This window comes from Kitasatospora sp. NPDC001132 (genome assembly GCF_053598415.1).
The window spans coordinates 16964-41048 of record NZ_JBSFKF010000040.1; the positions used below are offsets into that span (position 1 = coordinate 16964).

The 24085-nt window shown below is 72.2% G+C and carries 21 protein-coding genes and 1 pseudogene; 6 read left to right on the top strand and 16 right to left on the bottom strand.

Translation table 11 applies throughout. The features are described from left to right. Nucleotides 1-2: 2 nt before the first annotated feature. The 6 genes and pseudogenes from ACWDBE_RS34385 to ACWDBE_RS34410 all read right to left on the bottom strand — a co-directional run bounded on the left by ACWDBE_RS34385 (nucleotide 3) and on the right by ACWDBE_RS34410 (nucleotide 5516). The gene (locus ACWDBE_RS34385; protein WP_392882290.1) at nucleotides 3-1343 is read right to left on the bottom strand and encodes an NADH-quinone oxidoreductase subunit D; all 1341 of its coding nucleotides are present in this window, start codon (nucleotides 1341-1343) and stop codon (nucleotides 3-5) included. Further along, nucleotides 1343-2119: pseudogene (locus tag ACWDBE_RS34390) on the bottom strand (NADH-quinone oxidoreductase subunit C); the annotation flags it as partial. The gene ACWDBE_RS34385 and the pseudogene ACWDBE_RS34390, both read right to left, overlap by 1 nt. Next, nucleotides 2053-2607: a NuoB/complex I 20 kDa subunit family protein gene (locus ACWDBE_RS34395; protein ID WP_355265622.1), complete on the bottom strand. Its 555-nt coding sequence runs from the start codon at nucleotides 2605-2607 to the stop codon at nucleotides 2053-2055. The gene ACWDBE_RS34395 and the pseudogene ACWDBE_RS34390, both read right to left, overlap by 67 nt. Nucleotides 2608-2735: 128 nt before the next feature. After that, nucleotides 2736-3095: an NADH-quinone oxidoreductase subunit A gene (locus ACWDBE_RS34400; RefSeq protein ID WP_030060100.1), complete on the bottom strand. Its 360-nt coding sequence runs from the start codon at nucleotides 3093-3095 to the stop codon at nucleotides 2736-2738. A gap of 595 nt (nucleotides 3096-3690) precedes the next feature. Beyond that, nucleotides 3691-4389, bottom strand: coding sequence for a response regulator (locus ACWDBE_RS34405; RefSeq protein WP_449791480.1), 699 nt, complete (start codon nucleotides 4387-4389; stop codon nucleotides 3691-3693). Between the two features lie 47 nt (nucleotides 4390-4436). Next, nucleotides 4437-5516 (bottom strand): sensor histidine kinase, encoded by a 1080-nt coding sequence (locus ACWDBE_RS34410; RefSeq protein WP_449791479.1) that lies wholly within the window; start codon nucleotides 5514-5516, stop codon nucleotides 4437-4439. Between the two features lie 202 nt (nucleotides 5517-5718). Here ACWDBE_RS34410 and ACWDBE_RS34415 point away from each other — a divergent pair, with 202 nt between their 5' ends. Further along, nucleotides 5719-6294: a hypothetical protein gene (locus tag ACWDBE_RS34415; protein WP_449809909.1), complete on the top strand. Its 576-nt coding sequence runs from the start codon at nucleotides 5719-5721 to the stop codon at nucleotides 6292-6294. Between the two features lie 13 nt (nucleotides 6295-6307). Here the strand turns inward: ACWDBE_RS34415 and ACWDBE_RS34420 are convergent, their stop codons facing one another. Both ACWDBE_RS34420 and ACWDBE_RS34425 read right to left on the bottom strand, forming a co-directional pair. Further along, nucleotides 6308-7306: an EamA family transporter gene (locus ACWDBE_RS34420; RefSeq protein ID WP_449809910.1), complete on the bottom strand. Its 999-nt coding sequence runs from the start codon at nucleotides 7304-7306 to the stop codon at nucleotides 6308-6310. A gap of 176 nt (nucleotides 7307-7482) precedes the next feature. Further along, on the bottom strand, nucleotides 7483-8148 hold the full coding sequence (locus ACWDBE_RS34425) for a CatB-related O-acetyltransferase (protein WP_449809911.1): 666 nt from the start codon (nucleotides 8146-8148) through the stop codon (nucleotides 7483-7485). Nucleotides 8149-8242: 94 nt separating this feature from the next. Here ACWDBE_RS34425 and ACWDBE_RS34430 point away from each other — a divergent pair, with 94 nt between their 5' ends. The 3 genes from ACWDBE_RS34430 (at nucleotide 8243) to ACWDBE_RS34440 (ending at nucleotide 10167) form a co-directional block, all read left to right on the top strand. Continuing rightward, entirely contained in the window at nucleotides 8243-8893 is a 651-nt protein-coding gene (locus tag ACWDBE_RS34430; protein ID WP_449791475.1) for a TetR/AcrR family transcriptional regulator, read from the top strand. Nucleotides 8894-8977: 84 nt separating this feature from the next. Beyond that, on the top strand, nucleotides 8978-9682 hold the full coding sequence (locus ACWDBE_RS34435; RefSeq protein ID WP_449791474.1) for a peptidylprolyl isomerase: 705 nt from the start codon (nucleotides 8978-8980) through the stop codon (nucleotides 9680-9682). A gap of 116 nt (nucleotides 9683-9798) precedes the next feature. Further along, the gene (locus tag ACWDBE_RS34440; protein ID WP_449791473.1) at nucleotides 9799-10167 is read left to right on the top strand and encodes a MazG-like family protein; all 369 of its coding nucleotides are present in this window, start codon (nucleotides 9799-9801) and stop codon (nucleotides 10165-10167) included. Nucleotides 10168-10361: 194 nt separating this feature from the next. On the opposite strand, the gene ACWDBE_RS34445 is transcribed toward ACWDBE_RS34440, so the two are convergent. The 6 genes from ACWDBE_RS34445 to ACWDBE_RS34470 form a co-directional block, all read right to left on the bottom strand. Then, nucleotides 10362-11672, bottom strand: coding sequence for a geranylgeranyl reductase family protein (locus ACWDBE_RS34445; RefSeq protein ID WP_449791472.1), 1311 nt, complete (start codon nucleotides 11670-11672; stop codon nucleotides 10362-10364). Nucleotides 11673-11879: 207 nt separating this feature from the next. Further along, the gene (locus ACWDBE_RS34450; RefSeq protein WP_449791471.1) at nucleotides 11880-12575 is read right to left on the bottom strand and encodes a demethylmenaquinone methyltransferase; all 696 of its coding nucleotides are present in this window, start codon (nucleotides 12573-12575) and stop codon (nucleotides 11880-11882) included. 180 nt (nucleotides 12576-12755) lie between these two features. Then, on the bottom strand, nucleotides 12756-13343 hold the full coding sequence (locus ACWDBE_RS34455) for a hypothetical protein (RefSeq protein ID WP_449791470.1): 588 nt from the start codon (nucleotides 13341-13343) through the stop codon (nucleotides 12756-12758). A 250-nt stretch (nucleotides 13344-13593) separates the two neighbouring features. Beyond that, nucleotides 13594-14286, bottom strand: a complete 693-nt coding sequence (locus ACWDBE_RS34460; RefSeq protein WP_449809912.1) for an amidohydrolase family protein — start codon at nucleotides 14284-14286, stop codon at nucleotides 13594-13596. A 44-nt stretch (nucleotides 14287-14330) separates the two neighbouring features. Continuing rightward, nucleotides 14331-15551, bottom strand: a complete 1221-nt coding sequence (gene mqnC, locus ACWDBE_RS34465) for a cyclic dehypoxanthinyl futalosine synthase (protein ID WP_049651178.1) — start codon at nucleotides 15549-15551, stop codon at nucleotides 14331-14333. A 206-nt stretch (nucleotides 15552-15757) separates the two neighbouring features. Continuing rightward, nucleotides 15758-16684 (bottom strand): menaquinone biosynthetic enzyme MqnA/MqnD family protein, encoded by a 927-nt coding sequence (locus tag ACWDBE_RS34470; RefSeq protein ID WP_449791468.1) that lies wholly within the window; start codon nucleotides 16682-16684, stop codon nucleotides 15758-15760. Between the two features lie 372 nt (nucleotides 16685-17056). Here ACWDBE_RS34470 and ACWDBE_RS34475 point away from each other — a divergent pair, with 372 nt between their 5' ends. Continuing rightward, nucleotides 17057-17260 carry a cold-shock protein gene (locus ACWDBE_RS34475; protein WP_316526772.1) on the top strand — a complete coding sequence of 68 codons (204 nt, stop codon included), beginning with the start codon at nucleotides 17057-17059 and terminating at the stop codon, nucleotides 17258-17260. A 295-nt stretch (nucleotides 17261-17555) separates the two neighbouring features. Here ACWDBE_RS34475 and ACWDBE_RS34480 read toward each other — a convergent pair whose 3' ends face one another. After that, nucleotides 17556-18902 carry a dicarboxylate/amino acid:cation symporter gene (locus tag ACWDBE_RS34480; protein WP_449809913.1) on the bottom strand — a complete coding sequence of 449 codons (1347 nt, stop codon included), beginning with the start codon at nucleotides 18900-18902 and terminating at the stop codon, nucleotides 17556-17558. Between the two features lie 469 nt (nucleotides 18903-19371). On the opposite strand from ACWDBE_RS34480, the gene ACWDBE_RS34485 reads away from it, so the two are divergent. After that, on the top strand, nucleotides 19372-20580 hold the full coding sequence (locus tag ACWDBE_RS34485) for an MFS transporter (RefSeq protein ID WP_449809914.1): 1209 nt from the start codon (nucleotides 19372-19374) through the stop codon (nucleotides 20578-20580). A gap of 78 nt (nucleotides 20581-20658) precedes the next feature. On the opposite strand, the gene ACWDBE_RS34490 is transcribed toward ACWDBE_RS34485, so the two are convergent. Then, nucleotides 20659-24063 carry an SdrD B-like domain-containing protein gene (locus ACWDBE_RS34490; RefSeq protein ID WP_449809915.1) on the bottom strand — a complete coding sequence of 1135 codons (3405 nt, stop codon included), beginning with the start codon at nucleotides 24061-24063 and terminating at the stop codon, nucleotides 20659-20661. Between the last annotated feature and the right edge of the window lie 22 nt (nucleotides 24064-24085).

Sequence of the window (24085 nt, forward strand, 5' to 3'; positions counted from 1 at the left end):
GGTCACCGGTCCACGCCTCCCATCACCGGGTCGATCCCGGCCACCGCGACGATGACGTCGGCCACCTGGCCGCCCTCGCACATCGCCGCCATCGTCTGCAGATTGGTGAACGACGGATCCCGGAAGTGGACCCGGTACGGGCGCGTCCCGCCGTCGCTGACCACGTGCACGCCCAGCTCGCCCTTGGGCGACTCGACCGCCGCGTACGCCTGGCCGACCGGGACCCGGAAGCCCTCGGTGACCAGCTTGAAGTGGTGGATCAGGGCCTCCATCGAGGTGCCCATGATCTTGCGGATGTGGTCGAGGGAGTTGCCCATCCCGTCCGGACCGACGGCCAGTTGGGCCGGCCAGGCGATCTTCTTGTCGGCCACCATCACCGGGCCCGGCCGCAGCCGGTCCAGGCACTGCTCGACGATCCGCAGCGACTGCTTCATCTCCTCCAGGCGGATCAGGAAGCGACCGTAGGAGTCGGCGCTGTCCGCGATCGCGACCTCGAAGTCGTAGTCCTCGTAACCGCAGTACGGGTCGGTCTTGCGCAGGTCGTGCGGCAGGCCGGTGGCGCGCAGGATCGGGCCGGTGGCGCCGAGGGCCAGGCAGCCCGGCAGGTCCAGGAAGCCGACGTCGACCAGGCGGGCCTTGAACACCGGGTTGCCGGTGGCGAGCTTGTCGTACTCGTGCATCCGGGAGCGGAAGACCTTGACCGCCTCGCGGATCTGGTCGACGGCGCCGGGCGGCAGGTCCTGGGCGAGGCCGCCGGGGCGCACGTACGCGTGGTTCATGCGCAGGCCGGTGACCAGCTCGAAGACGTCCAGGATCAGCTCGCGGTCCCGGAAGCCGTAGATCATCAGCGTGGTGGAGCCGATCTCCATGCCGCCGGTGGCCAGGCAGACCAGGTGCGAGGCGATCCGGTTGAGCTCCATCATCATCACCCGGATGACGCTGGCGCGGTCCGGGACGTCGCCGGTGATGCCGAGCAGCTTCTCGACCGCCAGGCAGTAGGCGGTCTCGTTGAACAGCGGGGTCAGATAGTCCATGCGGGTCACGAAGGTGGTGCCCTGGACCCAGCTGCGGAACTCCATGTTCTTCTCGATGCCGGTGTGGAGGTAGCCGATGCCGCAGCGGGCCTCCTTCACCGTCTCGCCGTCGATCTCCAGGATCAGCCGCAGCACGCCGTGGGTGGACGGGTGCTGGGGACCCATGTTGACGATGATGCGCTCGTCGTCGGCCCGGCCGACCGCCTCGACCACCTCGCCCCAGTCGCCGCCGGTGACGGTGAAGACCCGACCCTCGGTGGTCTCGCGGGCGTCCGCTTCCTCGGTCTCTCCAAAGTGCTGGGTGTTCATCAGCTGTACGACCTCCGCTGGTCGGGAGCCGGGATCTGGGCACCCTTGTACTCGACGGGGATGCCGCCGAGCGGGTAGTCCTTGCGCTGCGGGTGACCCAGCCAGTCGTCCGGCATCATGATCCGGGTGAGCGCCGGGTGGCCCTCGAAGACCAGGCCGAAGAAGTCGTAGGCCTCGCGCTCGTGCCAGTCGTTGGTCGGGTAGACGCTCACCACGGAGGGGATGCGCGGGTCGGCGTCCGGCGCGGTGACCTCCAGCCGGATCAGCCGGCCGTGGGTGATCGAGCGCAGGTGGTAGACCGCGTGCAGCTCGCGCCCCTTGTCGCCGGGGTAGTGAACGCCGCTCACTCCCAGGCACAGTTCGAAGCGCAGCGCCGGGTCGTCGCGCAGGATCCGGACCGTCCTCAACAGGTGGCCGCGGTCGACGTGGAAGGTGATCTCGCCGCGGTCGACCACGGTCTTCCCGATCACCTCGACCGGGTCCAGGCCCTGCTCCTCCAGGGCGCCCTCCAGCTCGTCGGCCACCTCGTCGAACCAGCCTCCGTACGGTCGTTCGCTCGGACCGGGCAGCACGATCGGGGCGGCCAGGCCGCCGAAGCCGGAGGTGTCGCCGCTGTCCTTGGCGCCGAACATGCCCTGGCGGCGGCCGACCACCTCGACCGGGATCTCGCGGACCGGCTGCTCGCGGCGGGTCTCGGGTACCTGGTCGTTCATCGCAGCTGCCCCCGCATCTCGCTGATCGGGGTGGCCTTCAGGGCGAGCGCCTCGCCGAGCTCCTCGGCCCGGCGCTTGTTCACGCCCAGCGGCTCGTGCTGGATCTTGTCGTGCAGCTTCAGGATCGCGTCCATCAGCATCTCCGGACGGGGCGGACAGCCGGGCAGGTAGATGTCCACCGGGACGATGTGGTCGACGCCCTGGACGATCGCGTAGTTGTTGAACATCCCACCGGACGAGGCGCAGACGCCCATCGAGATGACCCACTTGGGATTGGGCATCTGGTCGTACACCTGGCGCAGCACCGGGGCCATCTTCTGGCTCACCCGGCCCGCCACGATCATCAGGTCGGCCTGCCGGGGGGAGCCCCGGAAGACCTCCATGCCGAACCGGGCCAGGTCGTAGCGGCCCGCCCCGGTGGTCATCATCTCGATCGCGCAGCAGGCCAGACCGAAGGTGGCCGGGAAGAGTGACGCCTTGCGCACCCAGCCGGCGGCCGTCTCCACGGTCGTGAGCAGAAAGCCGCTCGGCAGCTTCTCCTCGATTCCCATCAGATCCCTCTCAATGCCCTCAAGTCCTCTGATACGTGGGCCGGTTCTGGCTTGTCCGCTCGTTCACAAGCGGCCGCGCAGCCGGCGGACGGGTGGAGTTGCCACCCCGCGCTCGGACCGCCCCGCGCTCAGTCCCACTCCAGGCCGCCGCGCCGCCACACGTAGGCGTACGCGACGAAGACGGTGGCGATGAACAGGAGCATCTCGACCAGCCCGAAGATCCCCAGGGCGTCGAAGGTCACCGCCCAGGGGTAGAGGAAGACGATCTCGATGTCGAAGACGATGAAGAGCATCGCCGTCAGGTAGTACTTGATCGGGAACCGACCGCCGCCCACGGGCTGCGGGGTCGGCTCGATGCCGCACTCGTACGCCTCCAACTTGGCCCGGTTGTAGCGCTTGGGGCCGGTGAGTGAGGCCATCACGACGGAGCCGACCGCGAACGCCGCCGCGATGGCACCGAGTACGAGGATCGGCGCGTAGGCATTCATAGCCCCCGCTCCCTCCGTCCAGTCGTCCTTGACTGCAGATCGGAACCGGCGGGTCACACTGAGGTGAACCCGCGTTCCAGTTCCCGAGATCCACCTCATGTGAGGCAGTTCACAAAGCCTGGAACGAGCGCATCCTATGCCCGTCGGCTTGTGATCTGCGACACGCAGTTCACCGTCTTCTTTGTGATCTACGACACCATGTGAATGGGGTCGAATGCGAACATGCCCAAATTTGTCGACGCAAAGCAGTCGAATGATCACAAGCCGTCGCATTTGCTCGTGAAGCGGCTGGTCAGGGGCGCGTTCCTATATCAACTATGCGCCGCTTGGAGCAAATTTCCGGGCGTCATGTTGACGTGTTATAGCGGCTCACTCGGAGGGGTGGCGGGGGGCCGAACGCTCGCTTGACCCTTCGTTCACAAGCGCTCCAGGCGGCCTTCGGCGCTGCACCGGTACTGGTCGCAGCGGACCAGGCTCCGGGTGCCCGTGCCCGTGCCCGCGCCCGCGCTCCGGGCCGGGGGCCGGGGGCCCGGGATCGCGCTCCGGGCCGGGGGCCGGGGGCCCGGGATCGCGCTCCGGGCCGGGGGCCGGTCGGTTACTGGTGGCCGGCCGCCTGCTCCCAGATCCAGGCAGCGATGCCCACCCGGTTACGGGCTCCGATCTTGCGCTGGACGTTGGCGAGGTGGTTCTTCACCGTTCCCGGTGAGATGAACAGCCCGGCACCGATCTCGGCGTTGGTCGCGCCGTCTGCCACCAGCTCGGCGATCTCCCTTTCTCTCGCGGTCAGTTCCTCCGTCGGCCCGGCTGTCGGTTGCGTCGCAGCGGCAGCCGACCTGACGCCCGGCCCGGGCTTCGGCTCCATGCCGGGGATGGCCATGTGGCGCAGGAGCCGTACGGTGATCTGCGGGCTGATCAACGCGTCCCCGGCCATCGCCGCCCGGACCGCCTCGATCAGCAGCACCGGCCCCGAGCGCTTCAGCAGGAACCCCGCCGCTCCGTGCCGCAGTGCCGTGTGCACGTACTCGTCCAGGTCGAAGGTGGTCACCACGATCACCTTGCACTGGTCGGCCAACTGGCGCGTGACCTCCAGCCCGTCGAGCTTCGGCATCCGGATGTCCGCGAGCACCACATCCGGCCGCAGCCGCCTTGCCTCCTGCACGGCTGCGGCACCGTCCGCCGCCTCCGCCACCACCACCATGTCCGGCTGGACGTCCAGGATCATCCGGAACGCACTGCGAACGTCCGCCTGGTCGTCCGCGATCAGGACCCGAACCGGCCCTTTGCCGCCACCCATCCCCGTACCTCCCCGTCACCGATCCGCCGGCGATCCGCCGACGGCCGCTACGATTCCGCCGGCCCCGCGCCGGCCTCCTCCAGCGGCAGCACCGCCCTCACCCGCCAGGCCTCCCGCTCGTGCGGGCCGGCCTCCAGCGAACCACCGAGGGCCTCCACCCGGGCCGCCAGCCCCGGCAGTCCGCTGCCGCCGCCCCGGCGAGACCGCCCCGGCGGGCCCGGTGCCCGACCGTCGTTGGTCACCGTCAGCTCCAGCCGGCCGCCGCAGCGACGGACCCTGATCTCGACCACGCGCGCGGCCGGAGCGTGCCGCCGGACATTCGTCAGGGACTCGACCACGATCCGGTGGACGGTGCCCTCCACCTCGCGTGGAACCGACTCCTCCGGCAGCTCCAACCGGACTTCGGCGCCGCCGGTCGCGCTGAACCGCTCGGCCACCCCGAGGAGTTCGGCGAGCCCGGGCTGCGGGCCGCGGCCGGCGCCCTCCTCGCTGCGCAGCAGTTGCACGGTCCGGTCCAGCGAGGCCAGCGCCCGCTGCCCGGCCTGCTCTATTCGCTGGAACATCTCGGCCGCCCGGGCCGGATCGATCCCCACCAGATAGGCCCCCGCCTGGGCCTGGGCGACCATGCCGCTGACGTCGTGCGCCACGAAGTCGTGCAGGTCATGGGCCAGTTCGAGTCGCTGTGCCCGCCGGGCCTCGGCCACCGCCTTCCTGCGCCCCTCGTCCAGGCCCCGGAGGTAGAGCCCGACCAGCACGGCCGGCAGGGAGAGCATCGACCCGAACCCGAAGAGCGTGAGCGTGTCCGCGGGCCCCTCGACGAACGCGAACCGGGACGGCCAGAGGGCGACCGCTCCGCAGGCCGTCCAGGCCGCCGCCGCACACCGCGGACCGTCCTCGGCGCGCAGGCTGACGACCACGGCCAGCAGCAGGACGGCCAGCTCGGCCAGGCCCGCCAGCCCGGCCCAGCGCTGCCCCTCCGCCCAGCGGCCGAGGAGCCAGACGGCGACCGTGACCACGACCGACACCGCCCCGAGCGCCAGCGTCACGGCCACCGGCCCGTACCGCCGCCGCGCCGACCAGGCCGGCGGCACCAGGACCAGGACGACCCCGGACAGGATCTGAGTCATCGTCACCACCTCTCCTCGACTCTTCGACTGCCGTCACACTACGACGCCCCCAGGCGGTGCGCCTGTGCCGATCGGCACATTTCAGAGGCCGGTTGAGCAGGAGGGACAGCCCGATCGGCATCTGCCGCGAACCCCCGCCGGGCCTCCAGTCTTGAGTCATCGCACCGGCCACGGAGGCCGGAGCCGAGAGGAGGCCACCACCGTGTCGAAGCTCGTGATCAATGCCCGCGCCACCACCCACCGGGCCGGCGCCACCGCCCCGGACGTCCCGCCCGCGCCGCGCTGGGCCCGGCTCGCCGCCAAGGCCGCCGTCCTCACCACCGTCCCCTCGGGGCTGTGGCGGATCGCCTTCGGGTTCGGCGCCCCGCTCGGCTTCACCGGCGCGACGGCCGCGGCCTACGCCGAACACCAACCGGGCTGGGGCACGGTCTACTGCGTGGCCCTGAGCGCCCTGGCCGAGTCGCTGGCCTTCCTGACGCTGGGCCTGGTCCGGCCCTGGGGGCTGGTGGCGCCCCGGTGGATCCCGCTGATAGGCGGCCGCCGGGTCCGGCCGCTCGCCGCGATCGTCCCGGCGCTGCTGGGCTCGGTGGTGCTCACGTTCCTCGGCATGGAGGGGCTGTTCGGCGGCTGGGCCCACAACCTGGCCGACCCCGACTCGCCGCAGGGCTTCGCCGCCGTCGTGATGACGCTCGCCTACCTGCCCCTGGTCGCCTGGGGCCCGCTGCTCGGCGCGGTCGCGCTCGACTACGCCCGCCGGACGCTGCGGCGGCGCCGGTGACGAGGGCGGCCGGTCACACCGGAGTCGGCTCTGGGCTCGGCCCCGTCGCATCGGTCTCGTTCGGGCCCCCGTCCCCGGCCGGGCCGGGCACGGGTTCGGGCGTGGGCACCGGTGCGGTGCGTCGGCCCCACTCGGTCGCGACCAGCACCAGGGCCCCGCCGAGCAGGGCGAGCGGGCCCATCCGGTTCCCGGCCACGGTGATGCCGAAGACGGCGGCCCACAGCGGCTCGGTGCCGAGCAGCAGGCTGACGCGGGAGGGCGAGGTGGCCCGCACGGCCCACATCTGGACGAAGAAGGCGAACAGGGTGCAGAACAAGGACAGATGCAGCAGCCAGGCCCACTGGCCGGCCCCGTACGAGCGCGCGACCGTCCAGGGCGCGGGCCCCGCCAGGAGCGCGACGACGGCGAACACCCCGGTGGACACGGCGAGTTGGACCAAGGTGACGGCGAGCATGTCGGTGTCGCGGACGGCCCGGGTGCGGGCCATGGCGAGGACGTATGCGGTCCGGACGAGGGCGGCGCCCAGCACCAGCAGGTCACCGAGCGCGGGAGGGCGCAGCCCGCCGTCGCCGGTGAGCAGGGCGACGCCGAGGACGGCCAGTCCGGCGGCCGTGAGGAAGGCCTTCGGTGGCGCGGTCCGGCCGAGGGCGCTCTCGCCGAGCGGGGTCAGCACCATCGCGAGGCTGATGATCAGCCCGGCGTTGGTCGCGGAGGTGTGCACGGCTCCGTAGGTCTCCAGCAGGAAGATCCCGCTGAGCACCAGCCCCAGCGCGGCGCCGCCGAGCCACTCGGCGCGGCTCAGCCTCCGCAGGGCGCGCCAGGCGACGGCCCCGAGCAGCGGCAGCACCAGCCCGAACCGCAGCACGAGCATCGCCACGACCGTCCGCGGCTCGGCCACCCGCTGGACGGCGAGGAAGCTCGACCCCCACACCACGGCCACGAGCAGGACCGGAAGATCACGAAGGACCGACGAGGGCGACCTCTTGGACAGGTCGGGCAAGGAGGCTGACATGCGAAAGACCCCTCCGAACGGACGGAACCGGCAGGCGCGAGTACCGTACGGCGTCGGACGGACCCAGGAGCCGGGAGAAAGGCCCGGCGGTGGACGGGGTGGAGCACAGAGCAAGGGTGCGCCATCTTCGCGCACCGGGCCGCCGGTGATCAATGCCCTGCGGGGGCGCGAGTGGATCAGACGGCGAGCAGACCGTTCGCCGCGGCGATCGCCTCGATGTCGGCCGGGGTGCCGGACATGATCGCGCGGACGTGTTCGGTGACCAGCTCGGTCGGCCAGTCCCACCAGGCCGCACGGAGAAGGCGCGCGGTGTCGGCCTCGTCGAAGCGGCAGCGGATCGGGCGGGCCGGATTGCCGCCGACGACGGTGTACGGCTCGACGTCGGAGGTGACCATCGCTCCGGCCGCGATGATCGCGCCGTCGCCGATCCGGACGCCGGGCAGGACGGTGGCCCCGTGGCCGAACCAGACGTCGTTGCCGATCACGGTGTCGCCCCGGCTGGGCAGGCCCGCGACGATGTCGAGGGTCTGCTCCGTCCAGCTGCCGCCGAACATGGTGAACGGGAAGGTGGAGACTCCGATGGTCGGGTGAGCGGCGCCGGCCATCAGGAACCGGGTGCCGGTGGCGATCGCGCAGTACTTGCCGATCAGCAGCCGCTCGGGGCCGTACGCGTAGAGGACGTTGCGCTCCTCGAAGCGGGTGGCTCCATCGGGGTCGTCGAAGTAGGTGTACTCGCCGACCTCGATCCGCGGGTCGGTGACGAGCGGGCGCAGCAGGACGACCCGGTCGTGACCGGCGAGCGGGTGGAGGGCGGCGGGGTCGGGAATGGCGGTGGCGGACACGCAGGCTCCTCTCGTAATGCGACTTGAGTCGCATTACGATGAGCATCGCACGACCGCCACCCCACAGCAAGCGTTAACGCGACTGGAGTCGACTTTGACTGAATCAGCCTGCCCTGAGCCGGAGCCCCGCACCCCCACACCGCGCCCCGGCGGCCGCAGCGCCCGGGTCCGGGCGGAAGTGGTCGCCGCCACGCTCGCCGAGGTGACGACCAAGGGGTACGACGGCCTCACCGTCGAGGCGGTCGCCACCCGCTCCGGCGTCCACAAGGCGACCCTCTACCGGCGCTGGGGCGGGGTCGACGGCCTGGTTGCCGACGCCCTGACCGCCTCCGCCGATCAGCCCTGGCCCCTGCCCGACACCGGAGACCTCCAGGAGGACCTCCGGCGGATCACCCAGGAGGTGTTCAGCGTCTTCACCGACCCGGAACTCGGCCTCACGCCCACCGCGCTGATCTCCGCGGCCCAGCGCTCGGACGTCGGCGCGGCCGCCCTGCGCGCCTTCTTCGCGGCCCGCCACCGCCAGGCCGCCGAGGTGGCCGAACGGGCCGTCGCCCGGGGCGAACTGCCCGCCGGCACGGACGGCGCCGAGGTGGTCCGGGCCGCCACCGCACCGCTCTACTACCGGCTGTTCGTCTCCGGCGAGCCGCTCGAAGCCCGCACCGCCGAGCGGGCCGCCGACGCCGCGGCCCTGGCCGCCCGCGCCGGACTCTTCGCACCCACCCCGACTGCCCTGGAGTCCAACTGACGAACCCTCACGCTCCTGCTGCCCGGGGAACCACAGCCGCCCCACCCCCTACCGCATCCCCGCCCGGCCGTGGATGATGCACCCATGACAACCCCGCCGCCCACCACCCCCCGGAAGGCCCGTCACGTGAACCGCAAGCGCTGGGCGCTGGTCGCCGCCACCGTCCTCCCGCTCGTGGCGAGCACCGGCACCGCCATCGCGGACGCCCCCGTGGCCGCCACCCCCGCCTCGGGCTGCACCTACACACCGGCCGTCCCGGCGGACAACTTCAAGGGCATCCCGGTGTTCGACGCCAAGAAGGCGGCGAAGCCCTACCGCGCGACACTGCGGACCACCCAGGGCCAGATCACCTTCGAGGCCCTGACTGACAAGGCGCCCTGCACCACCTTCTCGTTCCGGTTCCTCGCCGAGCACGACTACTTCGACCGCAGCCACTGCCACCGCCTCACCACCCAGCGGATCTACGTCCTCCAGTGCGGCGACCCGACCGGCACCGGCAGCGGCGGTCCTGGCTACTCGTTCCCGGACGAGAACCTGACCGGCGCCACCTACCCGGCCGGCACCGTGGCCATGGCCAACGCCGGCCCGAACACCAACGGCAGCCAGTTCTTCTTCGTCTGGAAGGACACCAAGCTCTCCCCCGCCTACACCCCGTTCGGCCGGATCACCGCCGGCCTGGACGTCCTCCAGAAGATTGCCGCCGGAGGCGAGGACGACCAGAACAACCCGGGCGACGGCTTCCCCAACCTCCCCGTGAACATCCGCAACGTGAAGATCAGCACCCACTGATCAGCGCCCGCCACCCGTCCCCCGCCCGCCCCTGTCCGCCCGCCCCTGTCCGCGCGCCCCCGCTCCCGTACGGTGGCAGCACCAACGACACCGCATGGGAGCAGGAGCAGCGCCGCATGGACAGCCGGATCTGGGAGAGCGTCGACCACCTGGTCGCATGGCTGGACGAGCAGGGCACGCAGTCGCCCAAGGAGGAACGGCTGCTGCGGATCCTCAAGCTCTCCGAGGAGGTCGGCGAGGTCGGCGCGGCAGTGATCGGCGCCACCGGTCAGAACCCGCGCAAGGGCGTCACTCACACCTGGGAGGACGTCCAGCACGAACTCTGCGACGTCGTCTTCTCAGCCCTCGTCGCCCTCAGGACCCTCACCCCCGACGCGTCCCGGGTCTTCGCCGAACGCCTCGCCTACGTCGAACAGCGCTCCGCCGCCTCCCGCCGAACGCCGGACGCCGCCCCAGCCCCGACAGAAACGCCCGAAGAGGCGTAGCCGACCGCTCCGTCCGGGGCTGGGCACCTCCGCGGCAGGAGTCAGCCATCCGCTCGGAGCGCGGTGAGGAGGCTGCCGCGGTGGGCTACGGCGCCGCGGTCCACGGGATGCCGGTCCCGAGCCGAACGCCCGGGGCGAACGCCCGGGGCGAACGTCCGAGCCGAACGCCCGGGGCGAACGCCCCGGGCCCCGGGTCAGGCGTTCGGCGCGACCCTGGCGAGGCCGTTGATCACGCGGTCCATCGCGTCGCCGCCCTGCGGGTCGGTGAGGTTGGCGAGCAGCTTGAGGGTGAAGCGCATCAGCATCGGGTGGGTGAGGCCGCGCTGGGTGGCGATCTGCATCACCTTGGGGTTGCCAATGAGCTTCACGAAGGCCCGGCCCAGCGTGTAGTAGCCGCCGTACACGTCCTTGAGGATGCGCGGGTAGGCCTGGAGGGCGCGCTCGCGGCCGCCGTCGGTGACCCGGGCGAGGGCCTGCACGATGACCCCGGCGGCGATCTGGCCGGATTCCATCGCGTAGGCGATGCCCTCGCCGTTGAACGGGTTGACCATGCCGCCCGCGTCGCCGACGAGCAGCAGGCCGCGGGTGTAGTGCGGCTGCCGGTTGAAAGCCATCGGCAGCGCGGCGCCGCGGATCGGCTCGGTCATGTTCTCGGGGGTGTAGCCCCACTCCTCCGGCATGCCGGCGCACCAGGCCTTGAGCACCTCGCGCCAGTCCAGCTCGCCGAACGCCGGCGATGAGTTGAGGATGCCGAGGCCGACGTTGGAGGTGCCGTCGCCCATGCCGAAGACCCAGCCGTACCCGGGCAGCAGCTTGCGGTCACCGTCGCGGGTGTCCCACAGCTCCAGCCAGGACTCCAGGTAGTCGTCGTCGTGGCGCGGCGAGGTGAAGTAGGTGCGGTAGGCGACGCCCATCGGGCGGTCCTCGCGCCGGTGCAGGCCCATGGCGAGCGAGAGCCGGGTGGAGTTGCCGTCGGCGGCGACCACCAGCGGGGCCCGGAAGGTGACCGGCCGCTTCTCGTCGCCGAGCTTGGCGGTGACGCCGACGATCCGGCCGGTGCGCTCGTCCAGGACCGGGCCGCTGACGTTGCAGCGCTCGTAGAGCCGCGCACCGGCCTTCTCGGCCTGACGGGCCAGCAACTCGTCGAAGTCGGCGCGCTTGCGGACCAGGCCGTAGTCGGGGAAGGAGGACAGCTCGGGCCAGTCCAGCTCCAACCGGACGCCGCCGCCGATGATGCGCAGGCCCTTGTTGTGCAGCCAGCCGTTCTCGGTGGAGACGTCGATGCCCATGTCCACCAGCTGCTTGGTGGCACGCGGGGTCAGGCCGTCGCCGCACACCTTCTCGCGCGGGAAGGCGGTCTTCTCCAGCAGCAGCACGTCCAGCCCGGCCTGGGCCAGGTAGTAGGCGGTGGTGGAGCCGGCCGGGCCCGCGCCGACCACGATGACGTCGGCCGTGCTCTCCACGGGGCTGTCCGGCTTCGTCAGATCGGCTGCGGTCTCGGACACGTGGACACACTCCTGGAACTGCGGCTGGGGGACGGCGGCTTTGTCTCCGGCAGTCTAGTTCCGCTCACACCACCGGCTGCGCCCCCGCCCCGACCACCGGCCGCGAACCGCCCCCGGCCACCGGCCGCGAACCGGCCCCGCCCCTCCGAGCAAGGCGGCCGCCGCGTCCATCACGTCCATCACGTCCGCCGCGAATCCACCGCCCGGCTACGCGATCTTGTACGCCCGGTGCAGCGCGACGATCCCGCCGGTCAGGTTCCGCCAGGCGACCTTCGACCAGCCGTTGTCCTGGAGCCTGGCGGCCAGGCCCGGCTGGTCCGGCCAGGCCCGGATGGACTCGGCGAGGTAGACGTACGCGTCCGGGTTGCTGCTGACGGCGGTGGCCACCGGCGGCAGCGCGCGCATCAGGTACTCGGTGTAGACCGTCCGGAACGGCGTCCAGGTCGGGGTGGAGAACTCGCAGATCACCAGCTTGCCGCCGGGCTTGGTGACCCGCAGCATCTCGCGCAGCCCCGCGTCGGTGTCCTGGACGTTGCGCAGCGCGAAGGAGATCGTCACCGAGTCGAAGGTGTCGTCCGCGAACGGCAGCCGGGTGGCGTCGCCGGCGGTGAGCGCCAGCTCGGGGTGGCGGCGCTTGCCTTCGGCGAGCATGCCGACCGAGAAGTCGCACGGGACGACCTTCGCACCGGCCTCGACGAAGGGCAGCGAGGAGGTGCCGGTGCCGGCCCCGAGGTCGAGCACGATGTCGCCCGGTCCGGCGTCCACCGCCTCGGCCACCGCCCGGCGCCAGGCGCGGGCCTGGCCCAGGGAGAGCACGTCGTTGGTGCGGTCGTACTTGGCCGCGACGTCGTCGAACATGGCGGCGACTTCGTGCGGCTGCTTGTCCAGAGAGGCTCGGGTCACGCCCCCCATTGTTCACCCTCGCACGGACACCCCGACCAAGGGGGCACGCCGACCCTCGGGGCGCACCTGGAGCCCCACCCGCCGGGCCACACCCACGGGCCCGTCAGTGCCGAGCCCGCCGCCCGCCAGCGCCGAGCCCACGCCCACGCCCGCGCCCGTCAGCACCGAGCCCGCCGCCCGTCAGTGCTGAGCGCGCCGCCCGCCCGCGCGGCGCCGCCGGCGGGACCGCTTGCCGTGCGTTATCGCGGGCATCCCGTCCGCCAGCGCCCCGGTCGCCAGGGCGAGGTTGGCGGCCAGCTTCCCCTTCCCGCTGCGGACCGCGAGGGCCTTGTGGTGCCGCCGGATGCGCAGCACGCAGATCAGGAAGAGCACGACGCCCACCGGCACGCTGAACCGGGCCAGGCCCACGCCCACCGGCTGCGGGTAGGTGTCGCCGCAGATCCGGACCGCGCCCGGGTCGTCGGCGGCGTGTTCCAGGCAGACCTTGTCGCCGAGCCTGGCGCCGTCCGAGAGCGGAAGCGCGGCCGCGGTGTGCGGTTCGCCGCCGGCCCGGTAGCTGACGGCGCTGTAGGTGCCGCCGCCGGTCGGGAGCTGGGTGACGACCCCCTCGACTCTCACCGGGTGCGCCTCGATCCGGTCGGCCTGGTCGGCCTGACGCCAACCCAGCAGGCACATGCCGACGGCCAGCACGGCGCTGAGCACGGCGGCGAGGTACCAACCACGGCCCAACCGCGGGATGCGCGGCGGGGGAACGGTCGCGGTTCGCATGGTTCCTGTCCTGGCTTGCCTTCGGGGCCGGGGACACGGCCCCGCCGCCCGCGGGCGCGGGCGGTGGTGTGGTGAGGGTACGGAGTGAGCTGTCCGGGATCGTATCCGCTGGCGGCCCCTCAGGTCACGATGAAAGGGCAATCACTCTCCGGAACCGGCACCGGAGTTCGAGTGCACACGAAGGAAGTCCCGTACGCCACGAGGGATTCCGGCTACTGGCGGGTACGTCGCGCCCGCCGTGACGGTCGTCTCACCGTCGGCGGTACACCAACCGCCCGCCCAGAACCGTGGCCAGGCACCCGCCCGCCGCCGGTTCGACGTCCGCGGCACCCGCGACGCCGACGGCACCACCGGCACCCCCGGCACTCCCGGCACCCGCGACCGCGAACACCGCGAAGTCCGCCCGCCCCCCGGCCGCCACCCGCCCGTACACGGCCTGCGCCAACGGCAGCACCGCCAGCGGATCCAGCGGCCCCACGCCCCCACCCGAGGAACCGGAAGAGCCGGAGCCAGGCAGCCCCACCACCCCCGACCGCGCCACCGCCGTCCGCACCGAGGCCCGCTCGAAGGGCCCGGCCACCGCCGTCACCCCGTACCCGAGCATCCGCTGCAGCCCCCGCCGCGCGCTGGCCCCGCAGCGCGTCTCGTCCGCGGACCCGGCCAGCCCGTCCGCGACGGGTTCGAGGCCGATCTCCTCCCGTGGATCCGGGTGGTACGCCCGTTCCAGCAGCCAGTGTCCGTACGGATTGCGCAGCCCGGGGGCGAGCACGGCCGCTCCCCAGTCCCGCACCCGCGCGCCCGGGTGCGCGGCCGCCAGTTCCTCGTACGGCCCGACCGCCTCCACCAGCTCGCCACGCACCACCACCGCCCCGTCGGCGATGGACGGGGCGGTGGGATCGGCCGGGTCGGGCAGCAGGAACGCCGCCCGGTGCAGGGTCAGCATGACGGGGTCAGCATGACGGGGTCAGGGCACCGTGGGGAGAGGGGTCAGTTGTCCAGGATCTTCAGCTCGGGGTGCGCGGTGCCGCCCTCGATCGCCGTGGAGGCGATGTGCGAGGCGACCCGCGGGTCGACCGGGTCGTTGGCCGGGTCGTCCAGCACGCGCAGGTGCTCGTAGGTGGTCGAGCGCTGCGCCGGGACGCGGTCGGCGGCCCGGATGAGGTGGATCAGCTCGGTGAGGTTGGAGCGGTGCTTGGCACCCGCCGCCGAGACGACGTTCTCCTCCAGCATCACGGACCCGAGGTCGTCCGCACCGTAGTGCAGCGACAGCTGGCCGGCCTCCTTGCCGGTGGTGAGCCAGGAGCCCTGGATGTGGGCGACGTTGTCGAGGAACAGGCGGGCGATCGCGATCATCCGCAGGTACTCGAAGACGGTGGCCTGGGTCGAGCCCTTCAGGTGGTTGTTCTGCGGCTGGTAGGTGTACGGGATGAACGCCCGGAAGCCGCCGGTGCGGTCCTGCACGTCGCGGATCATCCGCAGGTGCTCGATCCGCTCGGCGTTGGTCTCGCCGGTGCCCATCAGCATGGTGGAGGTGGACTCCACGCCGAGGCCGTGGGCGATCTCCATGATCTCCAGCCAGCGCTCGCCGGACTCCTTCAGCGGGGCGATCGCCTTGCGCGGCCGCTCCGGAAGCAGTTCGGCGCCGGCGCCGGCGAAGGAGTCCAGGCCCGCCTTGTGGATCCGGGTGATGGCCTCCTCGACGGAGACGCCCGAGATCCGCGCCATGTGCTCGACCTCGGAGGCACCCAGCGAGTGGATCACCAGCTGCGGGAAGTCGGCCTTGATCGCCGAGAACGCGCGCTCGTAGTACTCCACGCCGTAGTCCGGGTGGTGGCCGCCCTGGAACATGATCTGGGTGCCGCCCAGCTCGACCGTCTCGGCGCAGCGGCGCAGGATCTCGTCGAGCTCGCGGGACCAGCCCTTGTCGCTCTTCGGCGGCACGTAGAAGGCGCAGAACTTGCACGCCGTCACGCAGACGTTGGTGTAGTTGATGTTGCGCTCGATGATGTACGTCGCGATGTGCTCGGTACCCGCGTAGCGTCGGCGGCGCACCGCGTCGGCGGCGGAGCCGAGCGCGTGCAGCGGCGCCGAGCGGTAGAGCTCCAGCGCCTCCTCCGGGGTGATCCGGCCGCCGGCGGCGGCCCGGTCGAGCACGGCCTTCAGGTCGGTGCTGGACGCATCGAGGGTGGTCGCTGCGAGCTCGGTCACCTGGCGGCCTTCTCTCTCTCAAGTGCTACTGGGGTACGGCCGAACCAGCCTACGCCAGCACATTCGGCCGCCCACCTCCGCTGTCACCCCCGGCGACGACGCCCGTCCCCCAGCGACGACGCCGGTCACCCGGCGGCAGGGCCCGTCGCCCCGCGGCAGGGCCCGTCGCCCCGCGGCAGGGCCCGTCACCCAACCGGCGGGACCGGTCACCCCACCGGCAGGGCCGCCGGCTCCAGCAGCCGTACCGCGACGTCCGGGGCGAACCCGCTGTCGTGCGCGACCCGCCGGGCGAACTCGGAGACGCCGGCCAGCTGCCGCTCGCCGAGCGAGAAGTCGAGCGCCTCGCTGAAGTACCGTTCCAGCACGTCCGCCCCGAAGGACTCCCAGCGGGCGGCCTGCTCCGCCACCTTGGCGGCCTCGACCAGCGACAGGTCGCGGGACTCCAGGAAGGCCCGGTGCACCGCGGCGGTCAGTTCCGGGGCGCGCTCGGCGAACTCGCGCCGCACCGCCCAGACCGCGAAGACGAACGGCAGGCCGGTCCACTCCTTCCACATCTCGCCGAGGTCGTGGACGGTGAGCCCGAGGTCGGCGGCCTGTCCGAGGTAGGCGCGCAGGGCCGGGTCGCCGATCAGGACGGCGGCGTCGGCCTCGGCGAGCATCGCGCTGAGGTCCGGCGGGCAGCTGAAGTAGTCCGGGCGCACGCCCTCGCGCTCCTCCAGGAGCAGCCGGGCGAGCCGCACGGAGGTGCGGCTCGTGGAGCCGAGGGCGACCCTGCGGCCGTCGAGGTCGGCGAGCGGCACCTTGCTCACGATCAGGCAGGACATCACCGGGCCGTCGCTGCCGACCGCGATGTCCGGCAGGACCAGCAGGTCGTCCGCGTTGCGCAGGTACTCCACGCAGGTGATGGGGCCGATGTCGAGGGCGCCGCCGACGAGCTGGTCGCTCAGCTTCTCGGGGGTGTCCTTGGTGAGGTCCAGGTCGAGCAGGTTGCCGGTCCTGGCGAGCCCCCAGTAGAGGGGTACGCAGTTCAGGAACTGGATGTGGCCGACCCTGGGCCTGACCGGGGTGTCCGGGGTGTTCTGCCGGGGCTCCCGCGTCCGCGCGTCCGGGGTTCGTGCTTCCGGTGCTGCCACTGCGCCGCTCCCTTGCTGTTCGTGCCTCCCCGCAGCGTATGCCTGCTGTTCACGGCGGCCCGCACCGGCCACCCGACACGCCCTCACGCGGCTCCGGCACGCCTTTCCGCGACCGCTCCCGCCCTTACGACACGCGCCTTCCACGCCGCAAGTGACCTCTGGTCGTCACAGCGGCCGCATGCTAGCGTTGCCCTCAGTTGCAGTTTGATTCCCCTTGCAGTACTTGAAGCCTGCGGAGCATGTAACCGCAGGCTTTTTGTAGTTTTTCAGCAATATCGAAAAATTTCGGACACGTCCGGAGGCAGGGCGATCAGCGCAGCGGACCGGGTGTCACACGGTGTGGCCCCCGACACGCATCGCAAGGAGAACGGCATGGCTCAGGGAACCGTCAAGTGGTTCAACGCTGAGAAGGGCTTCGGCTTCATCGCCCAGGAGGGCGGCGGCCCCGACGTCTTCGTTCACTACTCCGCCATCAACGCGAACGGCTTCCGCTCGCTGGAGGAGAACCAGCAGGTCACCTTCGACGTCACCCAGGGCCCGAAGGGCCCGCAGGCGGAGAACGTCAGCGCTGTCTGACCATCCTCTGATGATCTGATCGCTCGGGACCCGTACGGGTCCGCCGGCGGCGCCCGACAGCCGCCACCATGAGCACAAGAGCAGTACCCAAGGGGGCCCGCCCATCCGGCGGGCCCCCTGCCTTTTCGAAAGCCGCGAACCGGACGGAAGTTCGGGTGCGGAACGAAGGGATGCGGAAAGCCCTCTCCCGTCACCGGGAGAGGGCCCTTTCCGTCGCGGATCGAACGCCCCCTCTGACGTCCGATCGGACATCCGACCTCCGGCCGAGCGGCCGGGCCGGAAGGCCGGACGAGCCTCAGGCCGCGGCCGCGGCCGGCTCGCCCTGACCGGCGGCGACGGCCGGCTTCGCGTCCTCCTCGTACAGGTCCCCGGAGGGGTTGTTGTACGCGGCGACGTCCAGGATCCGCTCCCGGGCGGCGACCACGATCGGCACGACGACCTGGCCGGCGACGTTGGTCGCGGTGCGCATCATGTCCAGGATCGGGTCGATGGCGAGCAGCAGGCCGACGCCCTCCAGCGGCAGGCCCAGGGTGGACAGGGTCAGCGTCAGCATGATGATCGCGCCGGTGAGGCCCGCGGTGGCGGCCGAGCCGACCACCGAGACGAAGGCGATCAGGATGTAGTCCTTGATGCCCAGCTCGACGTTGAAGACCTGGGCGACGAAGATCGCGGCGACGGCCGGGTAGATCGAGGCGCAGCCGTCCATCTTGGTGGTGGCGCCGAACGGCACCGAGAAGGACGCGTACTCGCTCGGGACGCCGAGGCGCTCGGTGACGCGGCGGGTGACCGGCAGGGTGCCGACCGAGGAGCGGGAGACGAAGGCCAGCTGGATCGCGGGCCAGGCGCCCTTGAAGAAGTGCACCGGGTTGAGCCCGGCGGCGAAGCGCAGCACCAGCGAGTAGACGACGAACAGCACCAGGGCGCAGCCGAGGTAGATGTCCAGGGTCAGCGTGGCGAAGGGCTTCAGCAGGTCCCAGCCGTACTTCGCGACGGACTTGCCGATCAGGCCGAGGGTGCCGAGCGGGGAGAGCCGGATGACCCACCACAGCGCGGTCTGGGTCAGCTCCAGCACGGACTCGCTGAGCTTGAGGACCGGCTCGGCCTTGGCGCCGAGCTTGATGATCGCCGCGCCGACCACGACCGCCAGGAAGACGATCTGGAGGACGTTCACCTTGGCGAAGGAGTCGACGATGTTGGTCGGGAAGATCCCGGTCAGGAAGTCGACCCAGGTGCCCTTGGAGTCGAGCGCCTTGAGGCCCTCGGTCTTCAGGTTGGTGCCCTCGCCCGGGTTGGTCAGCAGGCCCAGGCCGATGCCGATGCCGACCGCGATCAGCGAGGTGATCATGAACCAGAGCAGCGTGCGGGTGGCCAGGCGGGCCGCGTTGGTCACGTTGCGCAGGTTGGCGACGCTCACCACGATCGCGGTGAACACCAGCGGCGGGACGGCCAGCTTGAGCAGCTGGACGAAGGTCTTGCCGATGGTCTCCAGAGTGGTGGCCAGCCAGGAGATGTCGGCGGCGCGGGCCAGGTAGCCGAGGCCGACGCCGAGCACGAGGCCGGCGACGATCTGCACCCAGAAGGGCGTCTTGCGGATGCGGGCGAGCACGGACGGCGACGTGGTCGCCTCGGGCGCTGTGGACATGGGGGAGCGTCTCCGGGGAGGGCGTTGCTGACGGTGAGGTGGGGGCGGAGCAGGCGGCACGGCGCGGGGCCGGACGGAAGAGGTCGGGCCCCCGGTCAGGGGCGTGCCGCCGCGGTACAGCACAGGGCAGTACAGCGCGGGGCGCGACAACGGCGCGGGCTGTCCACAGCACCGGCCAGAGCACACGGGCGGGCGGCGCCGGGCAGCTGGCCCGGGCCGTGCATCCGCAGTGCGTCTGAGGCTGTCATGGCCGATACGTTAGCAGCAAAGGTTTGAGATGTTCAAAGTACTTGTTTGAGGTCACGCAGAGTTCCTGCCCCCTCCGGGCCCACCGCGAACTCGAACTCCGGACACGAACGAAGCTGACGCCCCATCAGACCAGCTTGACAGTCCGATTGACCGCCGAGCGGTTATACGTATAACTTTGTCGGCGTCCCCGCCCCTGCCTGCCCACCCGGAGAGGACGCCGATGGGCTACCTCGCCCTGCTCCGTGCCCCGCACGTCACCCGCCTGCTGCTCGGCACCCTGCTCGGCCGTCTGCCCGCCGGCATGACCGCCCTCGTCATCGCCCTCGCCCTGCGCGACGCCGGGGTGCCGTACGGCCGGGTCGGACTGGCCACCTCCGCCTACGCGTTCGCCGTCGCCATCGGCGGGCCGGTGCTCGGCCGGATCGTGGACCGCACCGGGCAGCCGAGGGTCCTGCTCGCCTCCGCCGTGGTGGCCGGCGGCGGGTACGCGCTGCTCGCCCTCGCCCCCGGCTCCGCGATCGGCGCACCGGTCGGGGCCGCGATCGCCGGCCTCGCCATGCCCCCACTGGAGCCCTGCCTGCGCTCGCTCTGGCCGGACGTGGTCGAGGAGGAGCAGCTCGACACCGCGTACGCCTTCGACTCCGCCTCCCAGCAGACGCTCTACGTGGCCGGGCCGCTGGCCGTCGCCGCCGTCTCCGGACTGTTCAGCCCGGTCGCCGCGCTCTGGGTGGCCGCCGGGCTCGGGCTGGTCGGCGCGCTGATCGTGGCCACCACCGGGCCCGCCCGCGCCTGGCGCGCCCCGGCCCGGGAGCAGTCCGCCGGACTGCTCGGACCGCTGCGCTCCCCCGGCCTGGTGCTGCTGCTGATCGGCCTGGCCGGGGCCGGCTGGGCGGTCGGCGGCCAGAACGTGCTGTTCATCGCCTACGCCGAGCGGCACGCCGGCGAACTGCCGGGCGGCGGGAGCACCCTGCTGGCGCTGGCCGCGCTCGCCGGCCTGCTCGGCGCGCTCGCCTACGGCGCGGTCGACTGGCGGCAGAGCACGGCCAGCCGCACCTGGGCGATGGCCCTCGCGATGGCCGCCTGCTACCTGCCGCTGGTCACCCTGCCCGGGCCGTACCCGATGGCCGCGCTGGCCTTCCTCTCCGGGATCATGCTGGCCCCCCTGCTCGCGGCGGCGTTCGTGCTGGTCGCCGAACTGGCGCCGACCGGCACCGTGACCGAGGCCTTCGCCTGGCTGATCACGCTGTTCGCCACCGGCAACTCGCTCGGCTACGCCGTCTCCGGCAAGCTCGCCGAGGACTCGCTGCGCCCGGTGGCGCTGTGCGCGGTGGGCGGGATCGCGCTCGGCGGACTGCTGCTGTTCGGCGCCCGGCGCTGGTTCCACCCGGCGCCGGTGGCCACCGCCGCGCAGCCCGTCCCGGTGGGCTGACCCACCCCCACAGACGACTGTGCCCGCCGGCGGTCTGGCCGGCGGGCACAGTCTTGTCCTTCGGTCGGTTACGGATGATCAGCTGTGACGGCCCCGACGGCGCCGGGCGATCACCGTGAACAGCACGCCGGAGCCCAGGGCGACGGCGCCCAGCACGGCCGGCAGCAGGCCGGGCCCACCGGTGTGGGGCAGCTCGCCGCTCCCCTGCCCCGGGGACGGCCGCTGCGGATCCTGCGACGGGGCACCGGGCTCACCCGTGCTCGGGGCCTCGGTCGACGACGGGCCGTTCGACGGGCCGTTCGACGGGCCGTCGGTCGGGGTGCCCGACGGGGTGCCGGTCGGGCTGCCCGTCGGCGAGGGCGAACCCGTCGGCGAGTTCGTCGGCGTCGGCGAACCCGTCGGGGACGGCGAGTTCGTCGGGGACGGCGAGTTCGTCGGGGAGGGCGAGTTCGTCGGGGTGGGTGTCGGCGACGAGGTCGGAGACGGGGACGAGGTCGGCGTCGGCGAACCCGTCGGAGTCGGCGTGGGAGTAGGCGTCGGCGTGGGAGTCGGCGCATCCGCCAGTACCAGCCCCAGGTCCAGGCTCAGGTCCCGCATCCCGCCCGACAGCCGCACCGTCTGGGTGGTCCCGGTGGTCGGGTCGGCGTCCGAGTCCCGCGCCGGGTCCTTCCCCGCGTGCCGCACGGTGACCTTGGCGTCCGCCGGGACGGTCGTCAGGTCGAAGCGCACCGCGTACTCCCCGTCCGGCAGCTGGTCGAACAGGTAGTTCCCGTCCGCGTCCGTCACCGTGGTGACCGGCTTGCCCAGCTTGTCGCGGACCGGCTGTCCGGCGCCGTCCAGCAGCTCCACCCGGACGCCCGGGACGCCGCTCTCGCCGGCGTCCTGGACGCCGTTGCCGTCGCGGTCGGCCCAGACGTGGTCGCCGAGCGCGTTGTTCGGCGGTGCGGGGGCCTGGACGCCGACGCCGACCTTGGCGGGTTCGGCCGGCAGCAGCGGGCTGCCGGTGGAGTCGGTGGCGGTGTAGGCGAAGCTGTTCCACGCGAAGTCGGCGTTGCCGGCGTCCACCGAGGCGACCATCGGCCAGGTCAGGGTGAACAGTCCGCCCGACGGCAGGGTGCCCGGTCGGCTGACCCTGAACCAGGTGGCGTTGCCGGGACCGGGGAAGTCGGTGCTCCACCGGGCGCCGGCGTCGCACGGCCCGGGCACGGTGATCGCGCCGGTCGGGCAGGGCTTCGGCGAGGTGGCGTACTCGATCACCACGGTCGGATCGCTGGAGGTCAGCGGCCGGGTGAGCGAGGGCGTCCAGGCGGAGCCGCGCGGGACGTCCGGGCGCAGCAGGTAGGAGTCGCCCGGGGTGGGCAGCTTGTCGTACGCGACGAAGTCGGTGACCGGGTCGGGCGAGTCGTTGCGGACGGTCAGCCGGTAGGAGAGGCCGCCGCCGGGCGTGGTGGTGCCGGTGGTGGCGTAGTCCTGGTCGAGGTCGCCCCTGACCTCCTTGAAGGAGCGCAGCACGGCCGGGACCTGCACCTCGACCTTGGAGGAGGCGTGGCACATGGTCTCGGTGGTGTTGCCGTCGCCGTTGAGGTCGAGGGTGTCCGGGGTGCCGCTGTCGGTGCCGAAGTAGGAGCAGGCGACCGGTTCCCTGGCGCCCTCGGTGGTGACGTACACGTCGTTGGTGAGGGTGCCGGGCCTGGCGCTGCCGGCCACCTGGACGTCGATCAGGGTGCGGTGGGCCCGGTGGTCGTCGAGGTAGGTCATGTCGGGCGCGCCGGCCGGCCAGGTCAGCTTGAGCAGCTGGCGGCCGTCCGGTCCCGGCAGCACCTGGACGGACTGCGGGGCGAGGGACTCCGGGTAGCCGGGGTCGCGGCGGGCGCTGCCGTCCTGGTAGACGAGGCCGGCCGGCAGCAGGTCGTACATCACCAGCGGGGTGCCCAGGGTGCGGCCGGTGCGGTTGTACGGGGTGACCTGGAAGGTCGCGATGCCGCCGGGGGCGAGCACCTCCCCGGAGGTGGTGGTCTTGGCCGCGCCCAGGTTGGTGGCGGCGGAGACGTCAGTGTCGGCGCAGGCGCTCGCCGAGGAGGTCGCGCCGGCGGCGTCGGTGCCGGTCACGTCCACGCAGTTGTGCAGCGGGCCGGGCGCGGTGCGGCCGTCGTGGCCGGGGGTGACCACCTGGGCGAGCACCTGGACGGCGTTGCCGGGGCTCCAGCCGGTGGGGATGGGGCCGTTCCACTCGAAGCGCAGCCCGTCCAGTCGGCGCCCGCCGGGGATGCCGAGCTCGTCGTTCGCGGGGTCGCCGGCGCCTGCGGCGAAGGTGATCCGGCGGCTGCCCGAACCGTCGAAGGGCTTGCCGGGGGTGAAGGTCCGCCAGGTCGGGTCACCGTCCAGCCGGTACTGGAGGGTGAGGCCGATGCTGGTGGGGTTCCAGGCCTCCAGCTGGATGGACTGCGGGATCAGCCAGTTGTAGAGGTTCGAGGTGGTGCCGCCGCCCGGGTCGGTCATCACCAGGCGGGTGGCGGGGCCGGCGATGTTGCCGGGGTGGAGGCTGAAGGAGGCGATGTCGCCGGAGACGGCCTCGTCCTGCCAGATCTTGGAGGCGGTGACCTGGATGCCGGTGGTCGGCGGCTGGAAGGTCGGGGAGTCCGCGGTGGCGTTCGAGAGGTCGCGCATGCCCTCGGGGCCCAGCGGATCGCCCTGCAGGACGACCGAGTTGGTGGAGGTGGTGCCGCTGGGGAACGTCGGGTCGGGGTAGTTGACGACCAGGACGCCGGGGATGCGGCAGCCCGCCTGGCCGTTGCCGGCCCGGAAGTCGCCGATGTCGAACACCCAGCGGTCGGGGTCGGCCGGGTCCCGGGTCCAGCCCGGCGAGCGGCCGGTGTCGACGACGGCGCCGGGCGGCAGGGTGTCGACCAGGCGGGCGGCGTCCAGGTCGACGTTGGGGACGCCGCTGGTGGAGCAGGTGCTGAACTGGTAGGTGACCGACCGGCCGTCCTGACTGCTGGTCTGGACGCCCTTGGTGACCTTGTAGTCGGGCTGGACGACGGCGCCGGTGGTGGCGGAGCCGGACTGCTCGGGCTCGCCGTCGGCGGTCAGGGTGGCCGAGTTGACGGCCTTGGTGCCGTTGGGGGTGGTGAAGTTGGGGAACCTGAGGACGACCTTGACGGTCGCGGTGGTCCCCGGGGTGAGGGTGAGGAGCCTGATGTCGAGGGTGCCGCCCGTGGCGCCCGCCGCCGGGACGGTCGAACCGGCGACGTCGACGGTGCTCGCGTCCGGGGTCCAGCCGACGAACTCCATCCCGGCGGGAAGGGTGTCGGTGATCCGGCCGTTGGCGCAGTCGGTGACCGAGCAGGTGTAGCGCAGGGTGTAGGTGACGTTCTCGCCGGGCGCCACCGTCGGCTTGTCCACCGTCTTGGTGAAGCTGACGGCGGCTTCGGCGGTCGGAGCGGTGAGGGTGCCGGTGAGCAGCGTGCCCGCGAAGAGGCCCATGGCCATGGCCGTACGGCCTGCC

Bases quoted from the DNA above. Each gene is read 5' to 3' on its own strand.
- ACWDBE_RS34385 (WP_392882290.1), bottom strand. From the start codon at position 1,343: ATGAACACCCAGCACTTTGGAGAGACCGAGGAAGCGGACGCCCGCGAG.
- ACWDBE_RS34395 (WP_355265622.1), bottom strand. From the start codon at position 2,607: ATGGGAATCGAGGAGAAGCTGCCGAGCGGCTTTCTGCTCACGACCGTG.
- ACWDBE_RS34400 (WP_030060100.1), bottom strand. From the start codon at position 3,095: ATGAATGCCTACGCGCCGATCCTCGTACTCGGTGCCATCGCGGCGGCG.
- ACWDBE_RS34405 (WP_449791480.1), bottom strand. From the start codon at position 4,389: ATGGGTGGCGGCAAAGGGCCGGTTCGGGTCCTGATCGCGGACGACCAG.
- ACWDBE_RS34410 (WP_449791479.1), bottom strand. From the start codon at position 5,516: ATGACTCAGATCCTGTCCGGGGTCGTCCTGGTCCTGGTGCCGCCGGCC.
- ACWDBE_RS34420 (WP_449809910.1), bottom strand. From the start codon at position 7,306: ATGTCAGCCTCCTTGCCCGACCTGTCCAAGAGGTCGCCCTCGTCGGTC.
- ACWDBE_RS34435 (WP_449791474.1), top strand. From the start codon at position 8,978: ATGACAACCCCGCCGCCCACCACCCCCCGGAAGGCCCGTCACGTGAAC.
- ACWDBE_RS34440 (WP_449791473.1), top strand. From the start codon at position 9,799: ATGGACAGCCGGATCTGGGAGAGCGTCGACCACCTGGTCGCATGGCTG.
- ACWDBE_RS34455 (WP_449791470.1), bottom strand. From the start codon at position 13,343: ATGCGAACCGCGACCGTTCCCCCGCCGCGCATCCCGCGGTTGGGCCGT.
- ACWDBE_RS34460 (WP_449809912.1), bottom strand. From the start codon at position 14,286: ATGCTGACCCTGCACCGGGCGGCGTTCCTGCTGCCCGACCCGGCCGAT.
- ACWDBE_RS34475 (WP_316526772.1), top strand. From the start codon at position 17,057: ATGGCTCAGGGAACCGTCAAGTGGTTCAACGCTGAGAAGGGCTTCGGC.
- ACWDBE_RS34480 (WP_449809913.1), bottom strand. From the start codon at position 18,902: ATGTCCACAGCGCCCGAGGCGACCACGTCGCCGTCCGTGCTCGCCCGC.
- ACWDBE_RS34485 (WP_449809914.1), top strand. From the start codon at position 19,372: ATGGGCTACCTCGCCCTGCTCCGTGCCCCGCACGTCACCCGCCTGCTG.
- ACWDBE_RS34490 (WP_449809915.1), bottom strand. From the start codon at position 24,063: ATGGGCCTCTTCGCGGGCACGCTGCTCACCGGCACCCTCACCGCTCCG.